Origin of the sequence: Pararhizobium sp. A13 (assembly GCF_040126305.1) — a bacterium.
Classification (GTDB): Bacteria; Pseudomonadota; Alphaproteobacteria; order Rhizobiales; family Rhizobiaceae; genus Pararhizobium.
Genome location: NZ_CP149510.1, coordinates 2007660 through 2029523 on the forward strand (window position 1 = coordinate 2007660; position 21864 = coordinate 2029523).

Genomic DNA, 21864 nt, shown 5'->3' on the forward strand with positions numbered 1-21864 from the left:
AGTGCGGATCGTCGGCGGTGAGTTTCGCGGGCGCGGGCTCGCAACGCCCAAATCCAATGACATCCGGCCGACGACGGACCGGACGCGCGAAAGCCTGTTCAACATCCTGAGCCATGCCTATGCGGAGGCTCTCGATGGCACCCGCATCCTCGATCTCTTCGCCGGCACTGGCGCGGTTGGCCTCGAAGCCCTGTCGCGCGGCTGCCGTCAGGCGCTGTTCGTCGAGCAGAGCGCCGAGGGCAGGGGACTGTTGCGCACCAATATCGAGGCGTTCGGCCTGACCGGCCGGGCGCGCATCTTCCGGCGCGATGCGACCGATCTTGGACCGGCCGGCACCGTCGAGCCGTTCCATCTGGTCTTTGCCGATCCGCCCTATGGCAAGGGGCTTGGCGAAAAAGCCCTCGCCTCTGCGGCAAAAGGCGGATGGCTGGTGGCGGGCGCTCTTGTCATTCTCGAAGAGCGGGCCGATGTTCAGCCCATGCTGCAGGATGGTTTCGAGGTGATCGACGACCGCCTGTTCGGCGATACGAAGATGCATTTCTACCGTTACCGCGCCGCGTGATACCGGAAAGACGCTGAGCATGATGCAAGGCCTCGAAACAGTGAAAAAATCAGCGGACCCGACCGTGGCTGTAGCCTTCGGCGGCGGCGGCGCGCGTGGTCTCGCCCATATTCACGTCATCGAGGCATTGGACGAGCTCGGTATCCGACCGGTCGCGATCGCCGGCTCCTCGATCGGCGCGATCATGGGGGCGGGCATGGCGGCCGGCCTGAGCGGCGCTGAGATCCGCGAGCACACGATCGCGACCGTCGGCCGCCGCAAGGAAATCGTCAACCGCCTGTGGAGCCTGCGTCCATCGAGTTTCACTCAGGTGACAAAGGGCTTTCGCGTCGGCCAGTTCAACATCGAGCGCATTCTTCCCGCTTTCCTCCCCGAGAGCGTGCCGAAGGATTTCGGCGATCTCAAACTGGCGCTGAAGGTGATGACCACCGATTATTACGGCCAAGCCGAGCGCGTCTGCCAGTCCGGCGACCTGCATCAGGCGCTGGCAGCCTCGGCAGCGCTTCCGGCGGTGTTCATGCCCGTCCGGATCGATGGCCGCGTGATGATCGACGGCGGCCTCTATAATCCGGTGCCCTTCGATCATCTGACCGGTCTGGCCGATATCGTCATCGGCGTCGATGTCGTCGGCGGGCCGGACGGCGACGGCGAAACCATGCCGAGCTGGATCGACAGCCTGTTCGGCGCCAGCCAGCTGATGATGCAGTCGATCATCGCCATGAAGATGAAGGCGCATCCTCCGGACATCCTCGTGCGACCCGAGGTTAACCGCTTCCGGGTCATGGACTTCCTCAAGGCGCAGGACGTGCTGGCTGCAACGGCGCCGGTCAAGGACGAGCTCAAGGCCGCGCTTGACGCAGCCTTTGAGGCGAAAAGTCGAGCCTGAGTGGGATCAGTCCGCGCCAGCCAGCACGTCGTTTTCCGGCTTGGCCTTGATGTTCGTCGTAGCCGAAAGGATGTCGTCGCCCGGTTCCAGCGAAGGTGCCGCCTCGCGTCTTGGCTTTATCAGCGGCTCCGGTTTGACTGGTTCGAAGTGCAGCATGTCGCGGCCGGCGCTGATGCCTTCGGCTTCCTGAACCGCCAGCCGCGCCTCGTCGCGCCGGCGGATGTCGTCCATGATTTCCTGCGCTTCATTGTCGCCGACCCCCAGCCCTTCCAGCGTCTTCCGACCGAACACGAGGCCGGACTCGAAGGTTTCGCGCAATTCATAGTCGACGCCGCGTGCCCGCAGTGACAGCGTATGCAGGCGGTCATAGGAGCGGGCATAGATGCGGGCGTTCGGATATTCCGTCTGCACCATGTCGACGATCTTGTCGGTGATTTCCATCTTCTGCGTGCAGACCGCGACGATCTTGGCACGCTCGATGCCGGCCGCGCGCAGCACGTCGAGCCGCGTACCGTCGCCGAAATAGATGCGGAACCCGAAGGTCGCGGCCTGGCGAACGCGGGCAGCGGAATGATCGATGATCGTGACCTCGCGTCCTCCGGCAAGCAGGATCTGCGAGGCGATCTGGCCGAAGCGGGAAAAGCCGATCATCAGCACATCGGCGCCGGCGCCGTCGAAATCCTCCTCGAGCTCTTCCGTGATGTCCTCGTGCTCGTGCATGAGCAAGCCGGCGAGCGCCGCGGCGGCAGGCGTCAGCGCCATAGACAGGGTGACGATGACGATCAGCAGCGACGCCCAACCGGCGGAAAACACGCCGGCTGTGGCAGCGGCAGTGAAGAGCACGAAGCCGAATTCGCCACCCTGCGGCAAGAGCAGCCCGATGCGCACCGCGTCGTTGTGCGGCGATCCCGTCGCGCGGCAAAGGGTGTAGATGATCACCGCCTTGACCAGCATTAGCAGCGGCACCGCGACCAGGATCAGCAGATAGTTCTCAAGGATGACGTGGATCTCCAATGACAGCCCGACGGCCATGAAGAACAGAGCCAGCAGCAGCCCACGGAACGGTTCGATATCGGCTTCCAGTTCATGGCGGTAGGAGGATTCTGCGAGCAGAACGCCGGCGAGGAACGATCCCATCGCCATCGAGAGACCGGCAAGCTGCATCATCGTTGCGGCACCGAGCACGATCAGCAGTGCGGCGGCGATCATCACCTCCCGCGCACCCGTGCGGGCAATGATCTGGAACAAGGGATTGAGCAGATAGCGGCCGGCAACCACCATGATCAGGATCGCGCCGACGGCGATGGCGAAGTCCTGGAGCGGCGGGCTGGTATCTTCAGGCGCCTGCAGGGCGAGCAGCGGGATCAACGCCAGCAGCGGCACGATCGCCAGGTCCTGCAGCAGGAGCACCGAAAATGCCCGTTGTCCGTAGCGTGTATTGGTGTCGCCGTTCTCATCGAGGATCTGCAATGCGAAGGCCGTCGATGACAGCGCCAGCCCGAACCCGGTGATGACGCTGCCGCTCCAGTCGAGCAGTCCGACTTCGAAGATGATCGCCGAGACAGCAGCGCCGGTCAGAAGCACCTGCGCGGTTCCGAGCCCGAAGATGTCGCGGCGCATCTGCCAGAGACGCGAGGGCTTCAGCTCAAGGCCGATGATGAACAGCAGGAAGACGACGCCCAGTTCGGCAAAACCGAGAATCTGCTCGCCCTCGGTGATCTGGTGCAGCAGCGGACCGATAATGACGCCGGCAGCCAGATAGCCGAGAACCGTGCCGAGCCCGAGCTTCTTGAAGATCGGGGCCGCCACGACGGCGCCGCCGAGCAGCAAGAGGGCCTGTGAAGTGAGGGCGGGTGTCGTCGACATGTCTGCTCTTTCTTGCCCGTGGCGGTTCCCGCGGGTTATCGCATCTTTTCTTTGGGCAAGAGATTGCCCGGGATCGGGGTATTTCGGCGGGGCTGCGGCCAAGAATCAGGATATGCCCTTGATGCCCGTCCCAGTGCACAATAAATGGGGCAGGAATGAAAGGCTAAATCATGTCCGATATTATCGATTCCGACGTTCTCCAGAAACGGGCGGCCGAACTTGTCGACCTGGCGCTGAAGGCCGGCGCTGACCAGGCGGATGCCGTCGCGGTTCGCTCCCGGTCCCGCTCCGTCTCGGTGCGGCTTGGAAAGGTCGAGGGAACGGAGGCGTCGGAAAGCGATGATTTTTCCCTGCGCGTATTTGTCGGCCGCCGCGTCGCCAGCGTTTCGGCCAATCCGGGCTTCGACCTGACGGTCCTGGCCGAACGCGCGGTGGCCATGGCCAAGGCCTCGCCGGAGGATCCCTTCGCAAGCCTCGCCGATGCCGCGCGCCTGGCGAGATCCTATCCTGATCTCGATCTCTTCGATCCGACGGAGGTATCGACGGATGCGCTCTCAGCGGCAGCACTCGAAGCGGAAGAGGCAGCCCTTGCCGTCAACGGTGTCACCAATTCCAGCGGTGCCGGCGCGTCGGCCGGCATGGGCGGGATGGTTCTGGTCACCTCGCACGGGTTTTCCGGCGCCTATATGGGCACGCGCTTCGGCCGCTCGGTCAGCGCCATTGCCGGCGACGGCACGAAGATGGAGCGCGACTATGATTTCGACAGCCGCCTCTATTTCGCCGACCTGAAATCGGCCGCCGAAATCGGTCGCACAGCCGGCGAAAGGGCGGTCGCCCGTATCGGCCCGCGCCAGGTGCCGACCCAGAAGAATGTCACCGTCGTTTTTGATCCTCGCATGGCGCGCGGTTTTGCCGGGCACATCGCCGGCGCGATCAACGGCGCGTCGGTCGCCCGCAAGACGAGCTTCCTGCGCGACATGATGGGAAAGCCCGTCATGAAGGCTGGCATCCATGTCACCGACGATCCGCTGGTGGTGCGCGGCTCCTCATCGCGTCCCTTCGATGGAGAAGGCGTGACTGGGCAGAAACTGTCGATGATCGAGGATGGGGTGCTCAAGCACTGGTTCCTTTCGACCTCCACCGGCAGGGAGCTCGGGCTGGAAACCAACGGACGCGGCGTGCGCGGTGGCCCCGCGGTGTCGCCGTCGCCGACGAATTTCGCGCTGGAGCCTGGAGATATTTCCCGCGAGGACCTGATCCGCAATGTCGCAACCGGTTTTTACGTGACAGAATTGATCGGCCAGGGCGTTAACATGCTGACGGGGGAATACAGCCGCGGCGCCTCGGGCTTCTGGATCGAGAACGGCGAGTTGACCTTCCCCGTATCGGAGGTCACCATTGCCTCGAACCTCAGGCAGATGTTCTTCGGCGTCACGCTGGCAGACGACATTGATCGCAAATTCGGTGTCGCCGCACCGACGCTTGCCATCGAGGGAATGACACTCGCGGGCAAGTGAGCCGCCATCCGTAGATCGACCTTCAACGCGGCCGGCGGCCGCGGGAAATGGAAAGACTGAATGAATGCCGTCCACCCGTCGCCGGAACAATGGGCCAGCGATCTGGAATTGATCACGATGGCCGCGAAGGCCGCGGGTGAAAAGGCGCTGTCCTACTTCCGCAAGGATCCGGACGTCCAATGGAAGAATGGCGGACGCTCGCCCGTCAGCGAGGCGGATTATGCCGCCAATGACATCCTGAAGGAAAAGCTCCTGACGGCCCGGCCCAATTACGGCTGGCTGTCGGAGGAGACCGATGACGACGAAGCCCGGCTCGGGTGCGATACCGTCTTCGTCGTCGATCCGATCGACGGAACCCGCGCCTTCATCGCCGGCAAGGATGTCTGGTGCGTCAGCGTCGCCGTCGTGCATCTTGGCCGCCCGGTTGCCGGCGTGCTGTTTGCGCCGGCGCTTGATGAACTGTTCCAGGCGACGCTGACGGGCGATGCCTTGAAGAACGGCCTGCAGGTTACCGTGAAGACTGAGAAGGATGCGGTGCTGCGTATTGCACTTGCGGAAGAGACGGTCGGACTGCTCGAACATGGCTACCGCTCGGGCGTTTCGCGTATTGCCCATGTGCCCTCGCTTGCCTATCGGATCGCCATGATCGCCGATGGGCGCATCGACGGCACGATCGTCAAGAAAAACTCGCACGATTGGGATCTTGCCGCCGCCGATCTGATCCTTGAGCGAGCCGGTGGCGCGCTTTTCGGCCTCGACGGGCAGCCGCTTTCCTACAATCGCCCCAATGTTCGCCATACCGTGCTGTGCGCCGCGGCAATGCCCGCTTTGCCGGCGTTGATTGCTGCCTCGCAAGGGCTGGAGGGCCATTGACCTTTCCGGCTGAATGCCGCAAACCACAAGAAAATACGGTCAGAAAACGGAAGGTCAGATGGCTCAGAATTCGGAAAAAAAACAGCGGCTCCATCTCGTGTTCGGCGGTGAACTGACGACGCTGACCGACGTGCAGTTCCGCGACTTGGACAAGCTCGACGTCGTCGGCATTTTCCCCGACTACGACAGCGCGCTGACCGCCTGGAAATCCAAGGCGCAGCTGACGGTCGACAACGCCCATATGCGTTATTTCATCGTGCACATGCACCGGCTGCTCGATCCGGAACAGGCTTGATGCCGCTCCGGTTCGCACAGGCTATGGCGTCCGCAAGGGCTGCCGCTGGAAACGTTGGGGTTTCAAGGCCTGAACGCGAAAGCGGAGACGTCTTCTCATGAGCCGCATGCTTGCCCGGGTGGCGCTGTCCAGCTACCGCTGGATCGGCACGGCGATCTATCCGCTCGTCTGGTCCTACCTTGCTGCCCGCGCCGCCAAGGGCAAGGAGGATTCCACCCGCCGCCAGGAGCGCTATGGCCATGCCAGCGCCCCGCGCCCGCAAGGGCCGCTGGTCTGGTTTCATGCCGCAAGCGTCGGCGAGACCACGGCGGTCATTCCGCTGATCAGGGAAGTGTCTCGCCGCGGCATCGCCGTCGTGCTGACGACGGGAACGACGACGTCGGCGCGCGTTGCCGCCGAGCGGCTCGGATCCAGCGTCATCCACCAATATGTGCCACTCGATTTCAAGCCGGCCGTTGCCCGTTTCCTCGACTATTGGGAGCCGGATCTGGCGATCATCGCGGAATCGGAAATCTGGCCGATGACCATCGTCGAGCTCGGTCAGCGTCATATTCCGCAGGTGCTGGTCAACGGCCGCCTGTCGGATCGCACCTTCGGCCGCTGGAAGAAGCGTCCGTGGCTTGCCGATGCCTTGTTCGAAAACCTGGCGCTGGTCATCGCCCAGTCGGACCTCGATGCCGACCGGTTCCGCACGCTGGGCGCGCTACCGGTGATGGTGTCGGGCAATCTGAAGGTGGATACCGATGCGCCGCCGCATGACGGGCACGTCCTGAAACGCTACAGCCAGCAGATCCGCGACCGCAAGACCTGGGCTGCGATCTCGACCTTCGAAGGCGAGGAGAATGCCGCGGGCATCGTCCATCGCGCCTTGAAGGAACGCACGGGGCTGCTGACGATCATCGTGCCGCGCCATCCCGAACGCTGCGATGCGATCGAGGCGATGCTGAATTCCAAGGGGCTGACGGTCGCGCGGCGCACGCGCAATGATCCGATCACGCCGGAGACGGATATCTTCCTTGGTGACACGATCGGCGAGATGGGACTTTATCTCCGCTTGACCGAAGTCGCCTTCGTCGGCCGCTCGCTGTTTGGCGAGGGCGGGCAGAACCCGCTGGAGCCGGCCATGCTCGGCTGCGCGATCCTGTCGGGCGGCAACGTCCAGAATTTCCGCGACACCTATCAGATGCTCGCCAAGAACGGCAGCGCCAAGATCATCCGCGATGTCGAGATGCTGGCCAAGGGCGTCAACTATCTGCTCGTCAACGACGAGGTGCGTCGCAAGATGATCGATGCCGGGCTCGAAACCGTGCATGAAATGCGCGGAGCGCTGTCGGCGACGATCAGGGGGCTGGAGCCCTATATCAATCCGCTGACGGTGAAGGCGCGGCTGCAGCCGCGCAGCGAGACCTGATTTTCCGGAGGCATGTCCGATGACGACCGACAAAGCGATATCCGGCATCCTCTTCGACAAGGACGGGACGCTGCTCGACTATGTCAAAAGCTGGGTTCCGGTGAATTACGAGGTTGCCAGCATCGCTGCCGACGGTGACCAGGACCTTGCCCGGCGCCTGCTGGTGGCGGGCGGCATGGACCCTGATACCGGCTATGTGACGCCGGACAGCCTTCTCGCCGCAGGCAATACCGTCGAAATCGCGACGGGCATGGTTGCCGCCGGAGCGCCCTATACGGTGGAAGCGCTGACGGCGAAACTTGACGGGCTCTTTTCCAACTCGGCCGCCTATGCGGTGCCGGTTACCGATCTCGCCGCCTTTTTTGCTGGCCTGCACGCCAAGGGCTATCGGCTCGGCGTCGCCTCAAGTGACAACGAACGCTCGATCCGCGAAACGGCGAAGCGCTTCGGCTTCGATGGCTATCTGCATTACGTCGCGGGCTACGACAGCGGCTTCGGCACCAAGCCGCAGCCGGGCATGGTCCACGGCTTCTGCGCCGCAACCGGGCTTGAGCCGCACCAAGTGGCGGTCGTCGGTGACAACAACCATGATCTGCATATGGGCCGAAGCGCCGGTGTCGGCCTCACCGTCGCCGTCCTCACCGGTACCGGCTCGCCGCAATCGCTCGCAGCGGCATCCGATCATTGCCTCAACGATATCACCGAGCTCGAGACCGTTCTGATCTAGCGCTCGGCTACCTGCTCGCTCACTGGAACAGCTGCATCAGCAGCGATGGCGCGTTGTTGGCGATGTTGAGCGCCTGGACAGCCAGCTGGACCTGCGACTGGATGGCTTTCAGCTTGGTCGAGGCGTCGCTCATGTCAGCATCCACCAGACGGCCGACGCCCTTGGTGATCGTTGCCGAAAGCGTCCGGTTGTAGTCGGTCTGCATGTCGATGCGCATGCTGAGCGAACCGAGTGTCGCCGCCCGGTCGGTCAGCGTCGTGTGGATATCGTCATAACGGGTCAGGAGCAGGTCGGTCGCGTATTCGACGAGATCGTCTGGCACGTCGCCCATATGCGAGGCGCTGAACATGTCGTCGGTCTGGGCGCCGTTGGCAAAGGCGATCTGGGTGCGGCCGTTGAAGGCCGGCAGCCATGCCATGGTCTTGGCGGCATCCTCATGCGCCACGCCGCCGGTCATGCCGTCGGCCTGCGGAGTGTCGACAAGTCCGCCCGCGGCCGTGATGCTGCCATCGTCGTTCTTGTAGCTGGCCGGGCCGAAGACGTTGAGGTTGCTGTCGCCATAGATGTTGATGATGCCGACATGGCCCTTGGTATAGCTCGACACGATGCCGCCGAAGACGAGATTGGCATCGGGCGGGCTCATCTCGATGTATTTCAGCGTCTTGCCGTTGCCGTCGGTATAGGTTTCTTCCGTATAGTTGAGCTTGCCGGGGGCCAGAAGGTTGCGGCCGTTGAACGAGGCCGATTCCGTGGTGGAGAGGAATTGCTTTTCCAGTGCGTAGATTTCCGCGCTGACCTTGTAACGGTCGACCCCCGGCTCCTTCATGGCCACGATCTTCGTCTTGATCTGCGAGGTGATGTCGATCAGGTCTTCCATCGCCTGGTAGGACACGTCAACGAGGGCGGCGCCAAGCTCGAGCGCATCGATGACGGTGCTGGTCGCTTTGTTGGTGTTGCGCATATCGGTGGCGATCGACCAGTAGGCGGCATTGTCGGCCGCTTCCGAGATCCGCATGCCCGTCGTTACGACGTTCTGAAGTTTGTCGTGAGTGCTGTCGTTATGGCGCAATATTGCCAGAGCGGCGGTGGCCGCCGAGTTGAAGCTTATGGTCGTCATTTCAAAGTCCGCTACGAAAAACTGGAAAACGGAGGTTACCAAATCTGGTTAACCAACAGTGCCGCGGACTGGTTAATACCCGGTATATCGCGTTGGCTTTCGGCGATGCCGAGCGCGCGTTTCGAAGTGTCGAAAGGCCCGTTCATTTGCCGCGGCGAATAGACCGATGGCTTGCAATTCCCGGCAATCTGCCGTTTTGTGTCGCCAGCCAAAGCGTTTTTCCGGGAGAAGAATTTGTTTCGGCAACGGGAAAAAATTTTTGCCGCGCTGCAAATGGCGAGCACCGGTGGGCGTGGGGAGGCCTGGAACGACTGATGGTTTCTGAAGCACCGCCATTCTGGTGGACCAAAGCGGATTGGCGCGCCTACGGCCTCTGGCCATTGTCCTGGATTTATGGTCGCATTTCCGGTTCGCGCATGGACCATGCGCGGCGCGCTTCCGTGTCTGTTCCCATCATCTGTGTCGGCAATTTCACTGTCGGCGGGGCGGGCAAGACGCCGACCGCGATCGCGCTTGCCCGGGCCGCCCGCAAGCGTGGCCTGAAGCCGGGGTTTCTAAGCCGTGGTTATGGCGGCTCGCTCGATGTGACGACGGTGGTTGATGTCATGCATCACCGCGCCCGCGACGTCGGCGACGAGCCGCTGCTTCTGGCCCGCGAAGGCCTCGCCGTGGTTTGCCGCAGGCGCGTCGAAGGTGCTCGGCGGCTGGCTGCCGAAGGGGCCGATCTCATCATCATGGACGATGGTTTCCAGAGCGCCCGGCTGACCTTCGATTTTTCGCTGCTGGTGATCGACAGCCGAAGGGGGATCGGCAACGGTTTCCTGATCCCCTCCGGCCCGGTCCGCGCGCCCCTGCGCCAGCAGATACGCCACGCCTCGGCGCTTCTGAAGATCGGCAATGGTGACCGTGCTGACGCGCTGATCCGCCGGGCGGCCCGCGCCGGCAAGCAGATCTACGAAGCCAATGTCGTGCATCTCGACGATGGCAGCCTGAAGGACGTTCCGGTTCTCGCCTGGGCCGGCATCGCTGATCCCGAAAAATTCTTCCGCACGGTGCGCGAGACCGGGGCGGTCCTCGCTGAAAGCCGCAGCTTCCCCGATCACCACCATTTTTCCGAGGACGAGATTGCGGATTTGCTCGACCACGCTGCTGCCCAGGGCTACCAGCTCGTGACGACGGCCAAGGATATGGTGCGGCTGGAGCCAAGCCATGGCCGGGCTGGGGAACTGATGGAAAAGAGCCGGGTGATCGACGTTGAAGTCCGCTTCGACGATCCGGCCTCGCCAGGCAAGATCATCGACGCGGCGCTGAAGGCCGCGCGGGCACGCAGCCTGCGCAAGGACAAGAAATAAGGACGGGCGCCTTATGATTTCTGGTTCGGCAGGATTCCGGCGCGTTTGTCGGCCTGATACGACGCCTCTGCATCGGCATAGGCTTCCTGCCGCGCGACGCTCCAGTAACGCAGTTCGTCGACGGGGATAGTAGCGCCGGTCACCGCGCAGGTGATATATGATCCAGGCAGGACGATCTGGAAGTCGCCATCGAGATAGCGGATCTTGGCTTCCCTGTTACCGTTGCCTTCAAACCGGTTCATTGTCCTTCGACCTCGCATTTTTGTCTTCCGCTGTCGCAGCGCATGCTGGCCGGCATCCCTCTGGACGCGCCTGAGGCCTTGAGCAACTGCGTATCCAAGCATCACCTGTTGTAATCATGCTCTAGCGCGCAAAACGCCAAATTTCCAGCGCAATTGACAGGCGGCGTACCTAAGTGCGCCGCGCTTAGGGTCTTTTCTATCCACGTCGTTATCCCGAACTGCTGCCCCGTTCGGGCGACATGCCTTAGCTGCGGCCAAACAGTCGCTCGATGTCGGACAGTTTCAACTCGATATAGGTCGGTCGGCCGTGATTGCACTGGCCGGAGCCGGGCGTTGCCTCCATCTGCCTGAGCAGCGCATTCATCTCCTCTGGCCTGAGCCGCCGGCCGGAGCGCACCGAGCCATGGCAGGCCATGGTCGCCGCCAGATAGTCGAGCCGGCTGGCAAGCCCGTTGGCCGTATCCCATTCGGCAAGCTCGTCGGCCAGTTGCCGCACCAGTCCGACAGCATCCATTTCGCCGAGCATCGACGGCGTTTCGCGGATCGCGACCGCGCCGGGGCCGAAGCGCTCGATGCCAAGCCCGAGCCGGGAGAACTCGGCGGAATGGCTGATCAGCCTGTCACAATCGTCTTCAGGCAGATCGACGATTTCCGGAATGAGCAGCGCTTGCGCCGGGATCGGCCTGGAATTCAGTCCCTTGCGCAACTCCTCGAACACAAGCCGCTCGTGCGCCGCATGCTGATCGACGATGACAAGGCCATCTTCGGTCTGGGCGACGATATAGTTCTCGTGCAGTTGTGCTCGCGCTGCGCCCAGTGGATGGGCCCTCTCGGGCTGCGAAACGGCTATTGCTTCGGGCTCAAACGTTGGCGCGCGGGCCGACGGCGTTGCCATTTCGGCGAACGCGGCCTGTGGCGCCTCGCTGAAGCCGCGCGGCGGCGCATCGAATCCCATCGGCCGGTAGGGAGATGAGGAAGCGCTCCAGCCGCCATTCGGCCGCTGCGGCTCCGGCCGGAACGCCCGCATCAACCCGCTGGCGCCGGTCGTCGACGCCCGGTCGCCATCCTGAGCCAGGGCCTGCCGGATCGCGCCGATGATCAGGCCGCGAATGAGACCTGGGTCACGGAAGCGGACATCCGATTTCGCCGGATGCACATTGACATCCACTACATCCGGATCGACCGTTAGAGACAGCACCGCCACCGGATAGCGGCCCTGCGGGATGGTTTCGGCATAGGCTGCGCGCAACGCCGACCAGATCAGCTTGTCCTGCACCGGGCGGCCGTTGACGAAGGCATATTGCTGCAGCGAGTTACCGCGGTTGAAGGTCGGCACGCCGGCAAATCCGGTCAGCCGCGCGCCTTCACGTTCCGCATCGATCTCGATGGCATTGTCGCGGAACTCGCGGCCGAGCACCTGGGCGATGCGGGCAAGCCGGTCGTCGCCCGTGGCCGGAAATTCGAGCGTCGTCCGGTCGGAGCCGGACAGCACGAAGCGAACGCCCGGAAAGGCGATCGCCATGCGCCTGACGACGTCGGAGATCGCCGAGGCTTCGGCCCGTTCTGTCTTCATGAAGTTCAACCGGGCCGGCGTGGCAAAGAACAGGTCGCGCACCTCGACGACGGTGCCCTGGTTCACGGCCGCCGGCTTCACCGGCTGCAGCTTGCCGCCGATCACGCCGATCTCGGCGCCATGGCTTGCCCCAGCCGGTCGGCTGGTGATCGTCAGCCGCGCGACGGAGCCGATCGAGGGCAGGGCCTCGCCGCGAAAACCGAGCGTCCGGATGTCGAGAAGATTGTCGTCGAGTTTTGAGGTGCAATGACGCCGAACCGCCAGTTCGAGATCGTCCGGCGCCATGCCGCAACCATTGTCGATGACCCGAAGCAGCGTCTTGCCGCCGCCTGCCGTGGCGATCTCGATGCGCGTCGCGCCGGCATCGAGCGCATTCTCGATCAGCTCCTTGGCAGCGCTCGCCGGCCGTTCGATGACTTCGCCGGCGGCGATCTGGTTGATGAGGGTCTCGGAGAGTTGTTTGATGGCCATGGCCTATTGTCCGGGATTCGGCGTCGCATGAAAAGTACGTCGTCCATTCTATCCCCGGATGTATCCAAGGCGGTATGCCCGATAAAGGCAGGCGGGTTTAATCAGGCCTTAATACAAAGCTGCGACTTTCGCCAAGAACCTGAATGAGCACGGGTTTTGTCATTTGGTGCTTGTGGCGCAGCTGGCCGCCCAAGGCGTTTATCCCAAAGGCGGCCTAAAGAGGCACGTTTGTCAGCATGTCCCGGAAAAGAAGCCGCTAAGGTTATATGAGGGCTATGTAATGATTGATGTAGCGTCTTTCGGCGCGAACATCCAGAAATCGGTGCTCGAAGCGACGTCTGACGCGCTCGGCTTGGCTATTCTTGTCTGCGACAAGAACGATGAGATCATTTTTGCAAGCCGGCCCATTCTACAGTTCTATCCCATCCCGGCGCAGTTCCTGGAAACCGGGACGCGGCTCAGGGATTTTCTCGGTGCCATCTTCGATTCCGGCGTTCGCAGCGGCACCGCGCCGGAAACGAGCCGCAGGCATGCCAATCGCGACGAATGGATTTCCGAGCATCTTTCCCACCATTGGCGCGAGCGCTTCGAAGTGGTGGAGCGCATCGGCCGCCACCGCTGGATCAGCCTGCGTAAACGGCGGCTCTCCAACGGCCTCGGCATCGTCTGGATCAGCGATGTCTCCGAGCAGAAAAAGCGTGAAGAGCAGATGCAGCTCGATCTTGAAAGGGTCGAGCTAACCGAGGGCATCCTCGATTGCCTGCCCAATCCGATCTGCGTGAAAGACCGCAACTTGAACTATGTCGCCGTCAACAAGGCATTCTGCGCCATCCACGGCATGACGGCCGATGCCATCCTCGGGCGCTCCGTATGGGACCTGCTGGAGCCGGAACTTGCCGAAAAATTCGAGCGCTCCGACCGCGCGACGCTGGAAACCGGAGACATCCATTCCTTGCCCGAGCAGATCGTTCAGGCCGATGGCGACGATCTTTGGGTCGTCACCTGCAAGTTCCGCGTCGGCGATCCGGGAAAATATCTGCTCGTCACCTGCATGAACGATGTGACCGATCTCGTCGTCGGTTACAGCGACCTTGACAGCGTTGCGTCAGGTCGGTCGTCGCTGGAAGTCAGGGATTACAGCGCCTTTACCCCGGCCCAGAATTGTTACGACCCGTTCCGATCGATCGATATGCAGCATCTGGTCGAAGCCGGTGCAATCATCGAGCCGATTTCCGCGATCAGGCGCCGGGTCCTGGTGATGACCCCGACGGCGGCTCTCGAGCAGAACCTTGTGCCACAGTTGCGCCGATGGGGTCTCGATGCATGCGCGGTCAGAAACAAAGCGGAACTGACAGCGTTCAGGGACGTTTGCGCGGCGCGCGGTATTGAGATTGCAGCTCTGATTGTCGATGGCGCAATGGCTGGGGCACAGGACATGATCGCCAACTGGAAGGCATCGCCATCCTTGCAACTGGCAAAGAACTGGAAAGCATCCGAGTTGCGTGCAAGCATCCTTGCGCTTTGCGGCGAGGGATCGGGCGGGAATGCTGTGGATGCGGCCGGTGCCCCGGCCGATTGGGATATCATCGTGCCGGATATCGGGCTTGCCACCAGGCTTGTGCCGGAAGTCGAAGTCGTGGTCGCCGAAGACAACGAAATCAACCAGTTTGTCTTTGCGCAGATCCTCGAAGGACTCGGCATATCCTACCGCATCGCGGCCAATGGCGAGGAGGCTGTGCGGCTGTGGCAGCAGTACCGGCCAAATCTCGTCCTGATGGATCTTTCCATGCCGGTCATGAACGGCTTCGATGCGGCGCGAGCGATCCGTGCGGCTGAAAAATCGGCCGCCTTCCAGACGCCGATCATTGCCGTGACGGCCCAGGCGCTGGATATCGATATCGAACAGAGCAAAGCGGCGGGCATGGACGATCACATCACCAAGCCGATCAGCCCGGACATGATAGAGGCCGTCTACCGCAAGTTCGTGGTCACCAGACCCGAACGTATGGCAGGCTGAAGTCCGTTACCGGTTCGCGCAGCCATGAATGACCGGGAAATTGAGAGCGCAGGACAGATTTTTCCGATATCCGGTGTCAACTCCCAAGAATTGGGGAGGGCACTGTGGAAACTGGTGAGGGGATGCTTTCGAAATCTTAACCCTCGCTGTCCATCGTCTATTCCTGACAATGCCTTAGAGCCACTCCCGGGAATGCGTTATGAATTCTGCTGAAACATCGTCTCAGCACATAAGCCAGAATGATCTGCATGCCATGGCCTACACCGATCCGCTGACCGGTCTTGGCAATTCATACAGGCTGCGCGACAAGGTGCGCCAAATCGCCGCCGATCGCGCCAGCGACCCCGCACCCTTTACAATCGGCCTTGCCAATCTCGATGGGTTCAAGCCGATCAACGATCTCTTCGGGCCGCATGCCGGCGATGAAATCCTCTGCCAGGTCGCCAACCGGCTGCTCGCCTGCGTTCCTGATGGTGCGACCGTGATCCGCGCCGGCGGCGACGAGTTCGCCTTCGTGCTGCCGCTGGTGTTCGAGCGCAAGGCGGCCGAGAAGGTCGGCAACATGCTGAAGGAGGTGCTCTCGGCCCCCTTCGATCTTGGCGAGCGCAACGTCCGCCTGTCTGCCTCCTTCGGTTTTGCCGTCTATCCCTTCGCCGGCGAGGAGTTCGAGGACCTTCTGAAAAGCGCCGATACGGCGCTTTATCGCTCGAAGCGCCGCGGCCGCGGACAGATCACCGTCTATTCCCAGGAAATCGCCCAGGAGATGAAGCGCGCGACGCAGCTCGAGCAGGCGCTGCGCAATGCCATCATCGCCGATGAGGTCGACGTGCATTTCCAGCCGATCGTCAATCTGAAGACGGACACGGTGGTTGGTTTCGAGGCGCTGGCGCGCTGGTGTGATCCGGACCTCGGCTACGTTTCTCCCGCCGTCTTCGTGCCGCTTGCCGAGGAGCGCGGCTTCATCGATGCCCTCTCGGAAACGCTGCTGCGCAAGGCCGCAGAGACGGCGCTGCAGTGGCCGAAGGAGCTCTTCCTGTCGTTCAACCTGTCTTCGGCGCAACTGATGGACCCGTCGACAAGTGCCAACGTGTTGGCGATCATCAATCGCGTCGGCCTCGACCCGCGTCGCCTGGAGCTGGAAATCACCGAAACCGCCGTGATGACCGATGCCGATGTGGCTCAGAGGATTGTCACCGAACTCAGGGCCGCCGGCGTGCGCATTTCGCTCGACGATTTCGGCACCGGGCAATCCAGCCTCGGCCGCCTGCGTGATTTCTCCTTCGACAAGGTCAAGGTCGACCGCGCCTTCGTCTCGCGCATTGCCGCCGATCGCGCGTCGGAACACATCGTCAAGGCGATCATCGCCATGTGCGACGGTCTCAATCTCGAAGTGGTTGCCGAGGGTATCGAGGATTTGGCCGAAGCATCGAAACTGAAGGGTCTCGGCTGCGGCATGGGGCAGGGATATTTCTATGGAAAGCCCGCCGACTCGGTGACGACGCTCCGCTATCTTGCGGAAAAGTATCAGGAACCAACGCCGACGATGTCCGTCGCTATCTGAGGCCTGCCGCCTTCGCTGTCCAGCATTTCCCGGCCCCCTTCGGCAAGGAGCCAGTCGCGCACCCGTCGGGCCTGATGGTTGAGTTCGCGCGAGCGCGGCCAGACCACGTAGAACGCCAGATCCGTCTTCAGCACATGATTGCCGACCGGGATAAGCGCGCCTGAGCGAACCTGCCGCTCGATCAGATGGTTCCAGCCGAGCGCGATGCCCTCGCCGGCAAGCACCGCCTGGATGACGAGCACATAGTCGTTGAGCGTCAACCGCCTCGACTGGGCCGGATAGGATACCCCGGCGCTGGCAAACCATTCCTGCCAGCTATAGGCGCGCCTGACCGGCTCCTCCAGATGGATCAGCGAGTGTTTCAAAAGATCGCCGGGATGCTGCGGCATGCCGTGAGCCTCGACGAAGGCGGGCGACGCCACGGCGCTGATCACTTCCGGCGCCAGCAGGGCCGTATGATAGCGCGGCCAGTTGGCCGGATCGCCGCCGCCGCGCACGCCGAGCGGGATCGGCTCTTCTTCCAGATCGAGATCGCGCACGCTGGTCTGGATGCGCAAGTCGATCTCGGGCAGGTCCTCGCGCAGCTTGGTCAGCCGCGGCAGCATCCACATCGAGGCGAATGCGGTCGAGGCGGCGAGCGTCACATTGCTTTCGCGGCGCTTCGCCCGGATGTCCTCGGCTGATTTCTGAATCCGCGACAGACCGAGCGATACATCGGCATGGAATTTCTCTCCCGCTTCCGTCAATTGCACGGCACGGTGAACCCGATGGAACAGCGGCACGCCAAGCTGGTCTTCGAGGCCGCGGATGGCATAGGAGACGGCGGCCTGCGTCATTGCCAACTCATTGGCGGCGCGGGTGAAATTCTGGTGGCGGCCGGCCGCCTCGAAGACGATCAGGCTGGAGGCGGAGGGCAGCAGGCGGCGCAGGGTTTCCATAAATTCAGCTTATATCATGTGTTGAATTTTTCCAGCGTTACAGTGGTCTTTTTCACCGGTAGCCTCGACTGAGAAAATGGGAGGCAACAGATGGAAACGCTCGTGGCAGAAGCAGAACCGGCAAGACGCACACGCCCGGCGCGTCCGGCGCGGCGTGACAATGCGGCAAAGATTGCGGGCGTTCCCTACATCGTCCGCAACATTCCCACCTACGATATCCTGGGTGAGGAAAATCTCCTCAAGATCGAGCGCGTCGCCGACCGGATCCTGTCTGAGGTCGGCATCGAGTTTCGCGACGATCCGGCATCGCTCGACCATTGGAAGCGGGCAGGCGCCAAGGTCGAGGGCGTGCTCGTGCGCTTCGAGCCGGGCATGCTGAACGAGATCGTTTCGACCGCGCCTTCTCAGTTCACCCAGCATGCGCGCAACCCGACCCGCAACGTCGAGATCGGCGGCAGCAACGTCGTCTTTTCTCCGGCCTACGGCTCGCCCTTCGTGATGGATCTGGACAAGGGCCGTCGCTACGGCACGCTGGAGGATTTCCGCAATTTCATCAAGCTCGCCCAGTCGAGCCCCTGGCTGCACCATTCCGGCGGCACGATCTGCGAGCCGGTCGATATTCCGGTCAACAAGCGCCATCTCGACATGGTCTACAGCCATGTCAAATATTCCGACCGTCCCTTCATGGGCTCGATCACGGCGGAGGAGCGGGCGGAGGACTCAATCGACATGGCGCGCCTCGTCTTCGGCCGCGAGTTCGTCGATCGTAACTGCGTCATCCTCGGCAACGTCAACGTCAACTCACCGCTCGTCTGGGACGGCACGATGACGAAGTCATTGCGCGCCTACGCCCGCGCCAACCAGGCCGCGGTCATCGTGCCGTTCATCCTCGGCGGCGCCATGGGGCCGGTCACCAATGCGGGTGCGATCGCGCAATCCTATGCCGAAACGCTGGCCGGCTGTGCGCTGACGCAATTGGAGCGAAAAGGGGCGCCGGTGATATTCGGCAATTTCCTCTCCTCCATGTCGCTGCGCTCGGGTTCGCCCACCTTCGGTACGCCGGAGCCTGCGATCGGCTCGATGGTGATCGGGCAACTCGCCAGGCGGCTGAAGCTGCCGCTGCGCTGTGCCGGCAACTTTTCCAACTCCAAGCGGCCGGATGCCCAGGCGATGCAGGAAGGTGTCATGTCGATGATGTCGGCGGTGCATTGCGGCGCCAATTTTATTCTGCATTCGGCCGGCTTCCTCGATGGCTTGCTTGCCATGTCCTATGAAAAATTCGTCATGGACACGGATTTCTGCGGCGCGCTGCATTCCTATCTCGCCGGCGTTGTTGTCGATGACAACACGCTTGCCATGGATGCCTTTCTGCAAGTCGGTCCGGGCAGCCACTTCCTCGGCTGCGATCATACGATGCGCAACTACCAGACGGCCTTCTGGGATTCGACGCTCTCGGACAACGAGCCCTTCGAGAAGTGGAGCGAAGAGGGCGGCTCGACCGACATGGCGACGCGCGCCAACAGGCGCTGGAAAAAGACGCTCGCCGAATACGAAGCGCCGCCTCTGGATGTGGCAATCGACGAGGCGCTGACGGACTATATGGCGAGACGCAAGAACAGCATGGCGGATGCCTGGTATTGAGCCTGGCATAATCCTCCCGGGGAAACAGCATGACCCTTACGAAAGACCCGCTGCTCCAGCCGTACCAGTTGAAGCACCTGACGCTGAAAAACAGGATCATGTCGACGGCGCATGAGCCGGCCTATTCCGAAGACGGCATGCCGAAGGACCGCTACCGGCTTTACCATGTCGAAAAAGCCAAGGGCGGAATTGCGCTGACGATGACGGCGGGCTCGGCGATCGTCTCGGAGGATTCGCCGCCCGCCTTCGGCAACCTCTATGCCTATTCCGACGAGATCGTGCCCTGGCTGAAGAAGATCGCTGACGACTGTCATGAGCACGGCGCCGCCGTGATGATCCAGCTCACCCATCTCGGCCGCCGCACCGGTTGGAACAAGGGCGACTGGCTGCCGGTCCTTTCCGCCTCGCCGGTGCGCGAGGCCGCCCACCGCACCTTTCCCAAAGAGATCGAGGACTGGGATATCGAGCGCATCGTAGGCGACTATGCCAGTGCCGCGCAGCGCATGCAGGCCGCGGGTCTCGATGGCATCGAGATCGAGGCATACGGCCACTTGATGGACGGCTTCTGGTCTCCGGCGACCAACCATCGCGACGATGAATATGGCGGCTCGCTTGAAAACCGCATGCGCTTCTCGAACATGGTGCTGGACGCAGTGCGCAAGGCCGTCGGCCCGGATTTCATCGTCGGCATCCGCATGGTGGCCGACGAGCAATGGGACATCGGCCTCTCGAAGGAGGAGGGCATAGAGATCGCCAAACGGCTTGCCGGTTCTGGCAGGGTCGATTTCCTCAACATCATCCGCGGCCATATCGATCATGACGCGCATCTGACCAATGTCATCCCGATCCAGGGCATGGCATCGTCGCCGCATCTGGACTTCGCAGGCGAGGTCCGAGCGGCGACGAAATTCCCGGTCTTCCACGCAGCTCGCATCGCCGATGTCGCCACCGCCCGCCATGCGATCGCCGAGGGCAAGCTCGACATGGTCGGCATGACCCGCGCCCATATCGCCGATCCGCATATCGTCAAGAAGATCATCGAGGGCCGCGAAAGCCAGATCCGCCCCTGCGTCGGCGCGACCTACTGTCTCGACCGTATCTATGAAGGCGGTGGAGCGCTCTGTATTCACAATGCGGCGACGGGCCGCGAGGCGACCATTCCGCACGTGATCTCGAAAACGGCCGGTCCCATTCGCAAAGCTGTCGTCGTCGGCGCGGGACCGGCCGGACTGGAAGCGGCGCGGGTGCTTGCCGAGCGCGGACATTCCGTCGAAGTTCTGGAGGCGACCGGAGAGGCCGGCGGGCAAATTCTTCTCGCAGCGCGCAATCCGCGTCGCAAGGAAATGATCGGCATCGTCGATTGGCGCCTGTCCGAACTCGAGCGGCTCGGCGTTCCCATTCATTACAATGTCTTTGCCGAGGCAAGCGACGTCCTCGAACGCAAGCCCGATCTGGTCGTCATCGCCACCGGCGGCATTGCGCAGAATCCGGTTCTTGACGCGGGTGATGAGCTGGTGGTCTCAAGCTGGGATATCATCGCGGGTGCGATCAGGCCCGAGGGACCGGTCCTGCTCTACGACGACAATGGCGCCCATACCGGCATGACGGCGGCGGAAATGATCGCGGCGACCGGAGCGGAGTTGGAAATCGTCTCGCCCGAGCGCATGTTTGCCCCCGAAATCGGCGGCATGAACCACGTGCCCTATGCCAAGGCCTTTGCCGAGAAGAATGTCCGGGTGACGATCAACACGCGGCTGAAATCGGTACGCCGTGAGGGCAACCAGTTGGTCGCCGTGCTCGGATCGGATTTTTCGGAAACAGCCTCGGTCGAGCGGCGCGTCGCGCAGGTGGTCGTTGAGCATGGAACCTTGCCGATGGCCGATCTCTATCTTGAGCTGAAACCCCTGTCGCGCAATCTCGGCGCGGTGGACTACAAGGCGCTCGTCCACCAGGAAAACCCGATCCGGATGCGAAATCCGGAAGGAAAATTCGATCTGTTTCGCATCGGGGATGCTGTGGCGAGCCGTAACATTCACGCCGGCATCTATGATGCGCTGCGCTACGGCGTGTTGTTCTGAATGCAGAAACGGCGGCGCTTTCGCACCGCCGTTCCCACGATCAAACCGTAGAAGCGGTTAGTTGTTGGTCGCTGGCTGTTCAGCCGGTTTCATGTCCGTTGCCGGCGCCGTGGACGACGTGGTCGTGGTATCGACCGGGGCATTGGCATTCTGTTCGGCAATCTGCTGCGACTTGGTCTTGAATTCAGGCGCGGCGTTCAGCGTGTCGGCAGTTTCCTGCGTGGTCAGCTTCAGATCGTCCGAATTCGGGACTTCGGCGACAGAAATGGTATCCAGAGGCACGGCGACATTCTTTTCGCCAATGCCAAGGAAGCCGCCAACACCGATCACGGCTGCTTCAACCGAGCCGTCCTCGGTAAAGATCACGTCGTTGATCTCGCCGATGTTTTCATCGGCGGCATTGTAGACCGGCTGGCCGATATAGGTGTTTGCCGAGATCTGGCCTTCAGCCTGTTCGGTCAGATAGCTGGAGCCGGCAGCAGGTGCCTGCGCTGCCTGATCAATAGGTTTCTTCATCGCGTCAGCCGGCTGCTCGCCGGTCATCGGCTGTGTTTCCATGGTTTGCGGCTGGGTAGCCGGCTGGGTGGTGTCCTGTGCGAAGCCGAGCGGCGCAAAAGCGGTTACGCCTGCAAAAAGTGCGCCTGCGGCGACGGAAGCTACGAGTTTCCTGGTCATGTCAAACCTACCTTTTCGTTCTTTGTCGATCAGGGCGCGGTGTCCAAAACGTCTCCGCCGCA

The 21864-nt window shown here is 62.3% G+C and carries 18 protein-coding genes; 12 read left to right on the top strand and 6 right to left on the bottom strand.

Annotation, left to right across the window (positions count from 1 at the left end):
* The first annotated feature begins 1 nt into the window (after nucleotide 1).
* Complete coding sequence (rsmD, locus tag WI754_RS09685) at nucleotides 2-562, top strand: 16S rRNA (guanine(966)-N(2))-methyltransferase RsmD (RefSeq protein WP_349437504.1); 561 nt, start codon at nucleotides 2-4, stop codon at nucleotides 560-562.
* A 19-nt stretch (nucleotides 563-581) separates the two neighbouring features.
* A complete protein-coding gene (locus WI754_RS09690) occupies nucleotides 582-1448 on the top strand; it encodes a patatin-like phospholipase family protein (protein ID WP_349437505.1) in 867 nt (288 codons plus the stop codon).
* A gap of 6 nt (nucleotides 1449-1454) precedes the next feature.
* On the opposite strand, the gene WI754_RS09695 is transcribed toward WI754_RS09690, so the two are convergent.
* Nucleotides 1455-3314, bottom strand: coding sequence for a monovalent cation:proton antiporter-2 (CPA2) family protein (locus tag WI754_RS09695; protein ID WP_349437506.1), 1860 nt, complete (start codon nucleotides 3312-3314; stop codon nucleotides 1455-1457).
* 170 nt (nucleotides 3315-3484) lie between these two features.
* On the opposite strand from WI754_RS09695, the gene WI754_RS09700 reads away from it, so the two are divergent.
* From WI754_RS09700 to WI754_RS09720, 5 genes are all read left to right on the top strand, one after another.
* Complete coding sequence (locus tag WI754_RS09700) at nucleotides 3485-4831, top strand: TldD/PmbA family protein (RefSeq protein WP_349437507.1); 1347 nt, start codon at nucleotides 3485-3487, stop codon at nucleotides 4829-4831.
* Nucleotides 4832-4891: 60 nt separating this feature from the next.
* Nucleotides 4892-5704, top strand: coding sequence for a 3'(2'),5'-bisphosphate nucleotidase CysQ (locus WI754_RS09705; RefSeq protein ID WP_349437508.1), 813 nt, complete (start codon nucleotides 4892-4894; stop codon nucleotides 5702-5704).
* A 58-nt stretch (nucleotides 5705-5762) separates the two neighbouring features.
* Nucleotides 5763-5999, top strand: a complete 237-nt coding sequence (locus tag WI754_RS09710) for a DUF4170 domain-containing protein (RefSeq protein ID WP_349437509.1) — start codon at nucleotides 5763-5765, stop codon at nucleotides 5997-5999.
* A 97-nt stretch (nucleotides 6000-6096) separates the two neighbouring features.
* Complete coding sequence (waaA, locus tag WI754_RS09715) at nucleotides 6097-7410, top strand: lipid IV(A) 3-deoxy-D-manno-octulosonic acid transferase (protein ID WP_349437510.1); 1314 nt, start codon at nucleotides 6097-6099, stop codon at nucleotides 7408-7410.
* Nucleotides 7411-7429: 19 nt separating this feature from the next.
* Nucleotides 7430-8137, top strand: a complete 708-nt coding sequence (locus tag WI754_RS09720) for an HAD family hydrolase (protein WP_349437511.1) — start codon at nucleotides 7430-7432, stop codon at nucleotides 8135-8137.
* 19 nt (nucleotides 8138-8156) lie between these two features.
* Here WI754_RS09720 and WI754_RS09725 read toward each other — a convergent pair whose 3' ends face one another.
* Nucleotides 8157-9254: a flagellin gene (locus tag WI754_RS09725; protein ID WP_349437512.1), complete on the bottom strand. Its 1098-nt coding sequence runs from the start codon at nucleotides 9252-9254 to the stop codon at nucleotides 8157-8159.
* A 314-nt stretch (nucleotides 9255-9568) separates the two neighbouring features.
* Between WI754_RS09725 and lpxK the strand changes: the two genes are divergently transcribed.
* Nucleotides 9569-10606, top strand: a complete 1038-nt coding sequence (gene lpxK, locus WI754_RS09730) for a tetraacyldisaccharide 4'-kinase (RefSeq protein ID WP_349437513.1) — start codon at nucleotides 9569-9571, stop codon at nucleotides 10604-10606.
* An 11-nt stretch (nucleotides 10607-10617) separates the two neighbouring features.
* Here lpxK and WI754_RS09735 read toward each other — a convergent pair whose 3' ends face one another.
* Together WI754_RS09735 and mutL are read right to left on the bottom strand one after the other, a co-directional pair.
* A complete protein-coding gene (locus WI754_RS09735; protein WP_349437514.1) occupies nucleotides 10618-10848 on the bottom strand; it encodes a DUF2093 domain-containing protein in 231 nt (76 codons plus the stop codon).
* 244 nt (nucleotides 10849-11092) lie between these two features.
* Nucleotides 11093-12892, bottom strand: a complete 1800-nt coding sequence (gene mutL / locus WI754_RS09740; RefSeq protein ID WP_349437515.1) for a DNA mismatch repair endonuclease MutL — start codon at nucleotides 12890-12892, stop codon at nucleotides 11093-11095.
* 280 nt (nucleotides 12893-13172) lie between these two features.
* On the opposite strand from mutL, the gene WI754_RS09745 reads away from it, so the two are divergent.
* Nucleotides 13173-14909, top strand: coding sequence for a response regulator (locus tag WI754_RS09745; protein ID WP_349437516.1), 1737 nt, complete (start codon nucleotides 13173-13175; stop codon nucleotides 14907-14909).
* A 199-nt stretch (nucleotides 14910-15108) separates the two neighbouring features.
* The gene (locus tag WI754_RS09750; RefSeq protein ID WP_349437517.1) at nucleotides 15109-16470 is read left to right on the top strand and encodes an EAL domain-containing protein; all 1362 of its coding nucleotides are present in this window, start codon (nucleotides 15109-15111) and stop codon (nucleotides 16468-16470) included.
* On the opposite strand, the gene WI754_RS09755 is transcribed toward WI754_RS09750, so the two are convergent.
* A complete protein-coding gene (locus tag WI754_RS09755) occupies nucleotides 16434-17408 on the bottom strand; it encodes a LysR substrate-binding domain-containing protein (protein ID WP_349437518.1) in 975 nt (324 codons plus the stop codon). The two genes, WI754_RS09750 and WI754_RS09755, sit on opposite strands and share 37 nt — an antisense overlap.
* 90 nt (nucleotides 17409-17498) lie before the next feature.
* Between WI754_RS09755 and WI754_RS09760 the strand changes: the two genes are divergently transcribed.
* Both WI754_RS09760 and WI754_RS09765 read left to right on the top strand, forming a co-directional pair.
* Nucleotides 17499-19049 (top strand): trimethylamine methyltransferase family protein, encoded by a 1551-nt coding sequence (locus WI754_RS09760; RefSeq protein WP_349437519.1) that lies wholly within the window; start codon nucleotides 17499-17501, stop codon nucleotides 19047-19049.
* A 29-nt stretch (nucleotides 19050-19078) separates the two neighbouring features.
* A complete protein-coding gene (locus tag WI754_RS09765; protein WP_349437520.1) occupies nucleotides 19079-21127 on the top strand; it encodes an NADH:flavin oxidoreductase in 2049 nt (682 codons plus the stop codon).
* A gap of 57 nt (nucleotides 21128-21184) precedes the next feature.
* On the opposite strand, the gene WI754_RS09770 is transcribed toward WI754_RS09765, so the two are convergent.
* Entirely contained in the window at nucleotides 21185-21802 is a 618-nt protein-coding gene (locus WI754_RS09770; RefSeq protein WP_349437521.1) for a PRC-barrel domain-containing protein, read from the bottom strand.
* Nucleotides 21803-21864: the final 62 nt, after the last annotated feature.

Coding starts and splice junctions, on each gene's coding strand:
- WI754_RS09690 (WP_349437505.1), top strand. CDS start 582: ATGATGCAAGGCCTCGAAACAGTGAAAAAATCAGCGGACCCGACCGTG.
- WI754_RS09695 (WP_349437506.1), bottom strand. CDS start 3,314: ATGTCGACGACACCCGCCCTCACTTCACAGGCCCTCTTGCTGCTCGGC.
- WI754_RS09700 (WP_349437507.1), top strand. CDS start 3,485: ATGTCCGATATTATCGATTCCGACGTTCTCCAGAAACGGGCGGCCGAA.
- WI754_RS09705 (WP_349437508.1), top strand. CDS start 4,892: ATGAATGCCGTCCACCCGTCGCCGGAACAATGGGCCAGCGATCTGGAA.
- WI754_RS09710 (WP_349437509.1), top strand. CDS start 5,763: ATGGCTCAGAATTCGGAAAAAAAACAGCGGCTCCATCTCGTGTTCGGC.
- waaA (WP_349437510.1), top strand. CDS start 6,097: ATGAGCCGCATGCTTGCCCGGGTGGCGCTGTCCAGCTACCGCTGGATC.
- WI754_RS09720 (WP_349437511.1), top strand. CDS start 7,430: ATGACGACCGACAAAGCGATATCCGGCATCCTCTTCGACAAGGACGGG.
- WI754_RS09725 (WP_349437512.1), bottom strand. CDS start 9,254: ATGACGACCATAAGCTTCAACTCGGCGGCCACCGCCGCTCTGGCAATA.
- lpxK (WP_349437513.1), top strand. CDS start 9,569: ATGGTTTCTGAAGCACCGCCATTCTGGTGGACCAAAGCGGATTGGCGC.
- WI754_RS09735 (WP_349437514.1), bottom strand. CDS start 10,848: ATGAACCGGTTTGAAGGCAACGGTAACAGGGAAGCCAAGATCCGCTAT.
- mutL (WP_349437515.1), bottom strand. CDS start 12,892: ATGGCCATCAAACAACTCTCCGAGACCCTCATCAACCAGATCGCCGCC.
- WI754_RS09745 (WP_349437516.1), top strand. CDS start 13,173: ATGATTGATGTAGCGTCTTTCGGCGCGAACATCCAGAAATCGGTGCTC.
- WI754_RS09750 (WP_349437517.1), top strand. CDS start 15,109: ATGAATTCTGCTGAAACATCGTCTCAGCACATAAGCCAGAATGATCTG.
- WI754_RS09755 (WP_349437518.1), bottom strand. CDS start 17,408: ATGGAAACCCTGCGCCGCCTGCTGCCCTCCGCCTCCAGCCTGATCGTC.
- WI754_RS09760 (WP_349437519.1), top strand. CDS start 17,499: ATGGAAACGCTCGTGGCAGAAGCAGAACCGGCAAGACGCACACGCCCG.
- WI754_RS09765 (WP_349437520.1), top strand. CDS start 19,079: ATGACCCTTACGAAAGACCCGCTGCTCCAGCCGTACCAGTTGAAGCAC.
- WI754_RS09770 (WP_349437521.1), bottom strand. CDS start 21,802: ATGACCAGGAAACTCGTAGCTTCCGTCGCCGCAGGCGCACTTTTTGCA.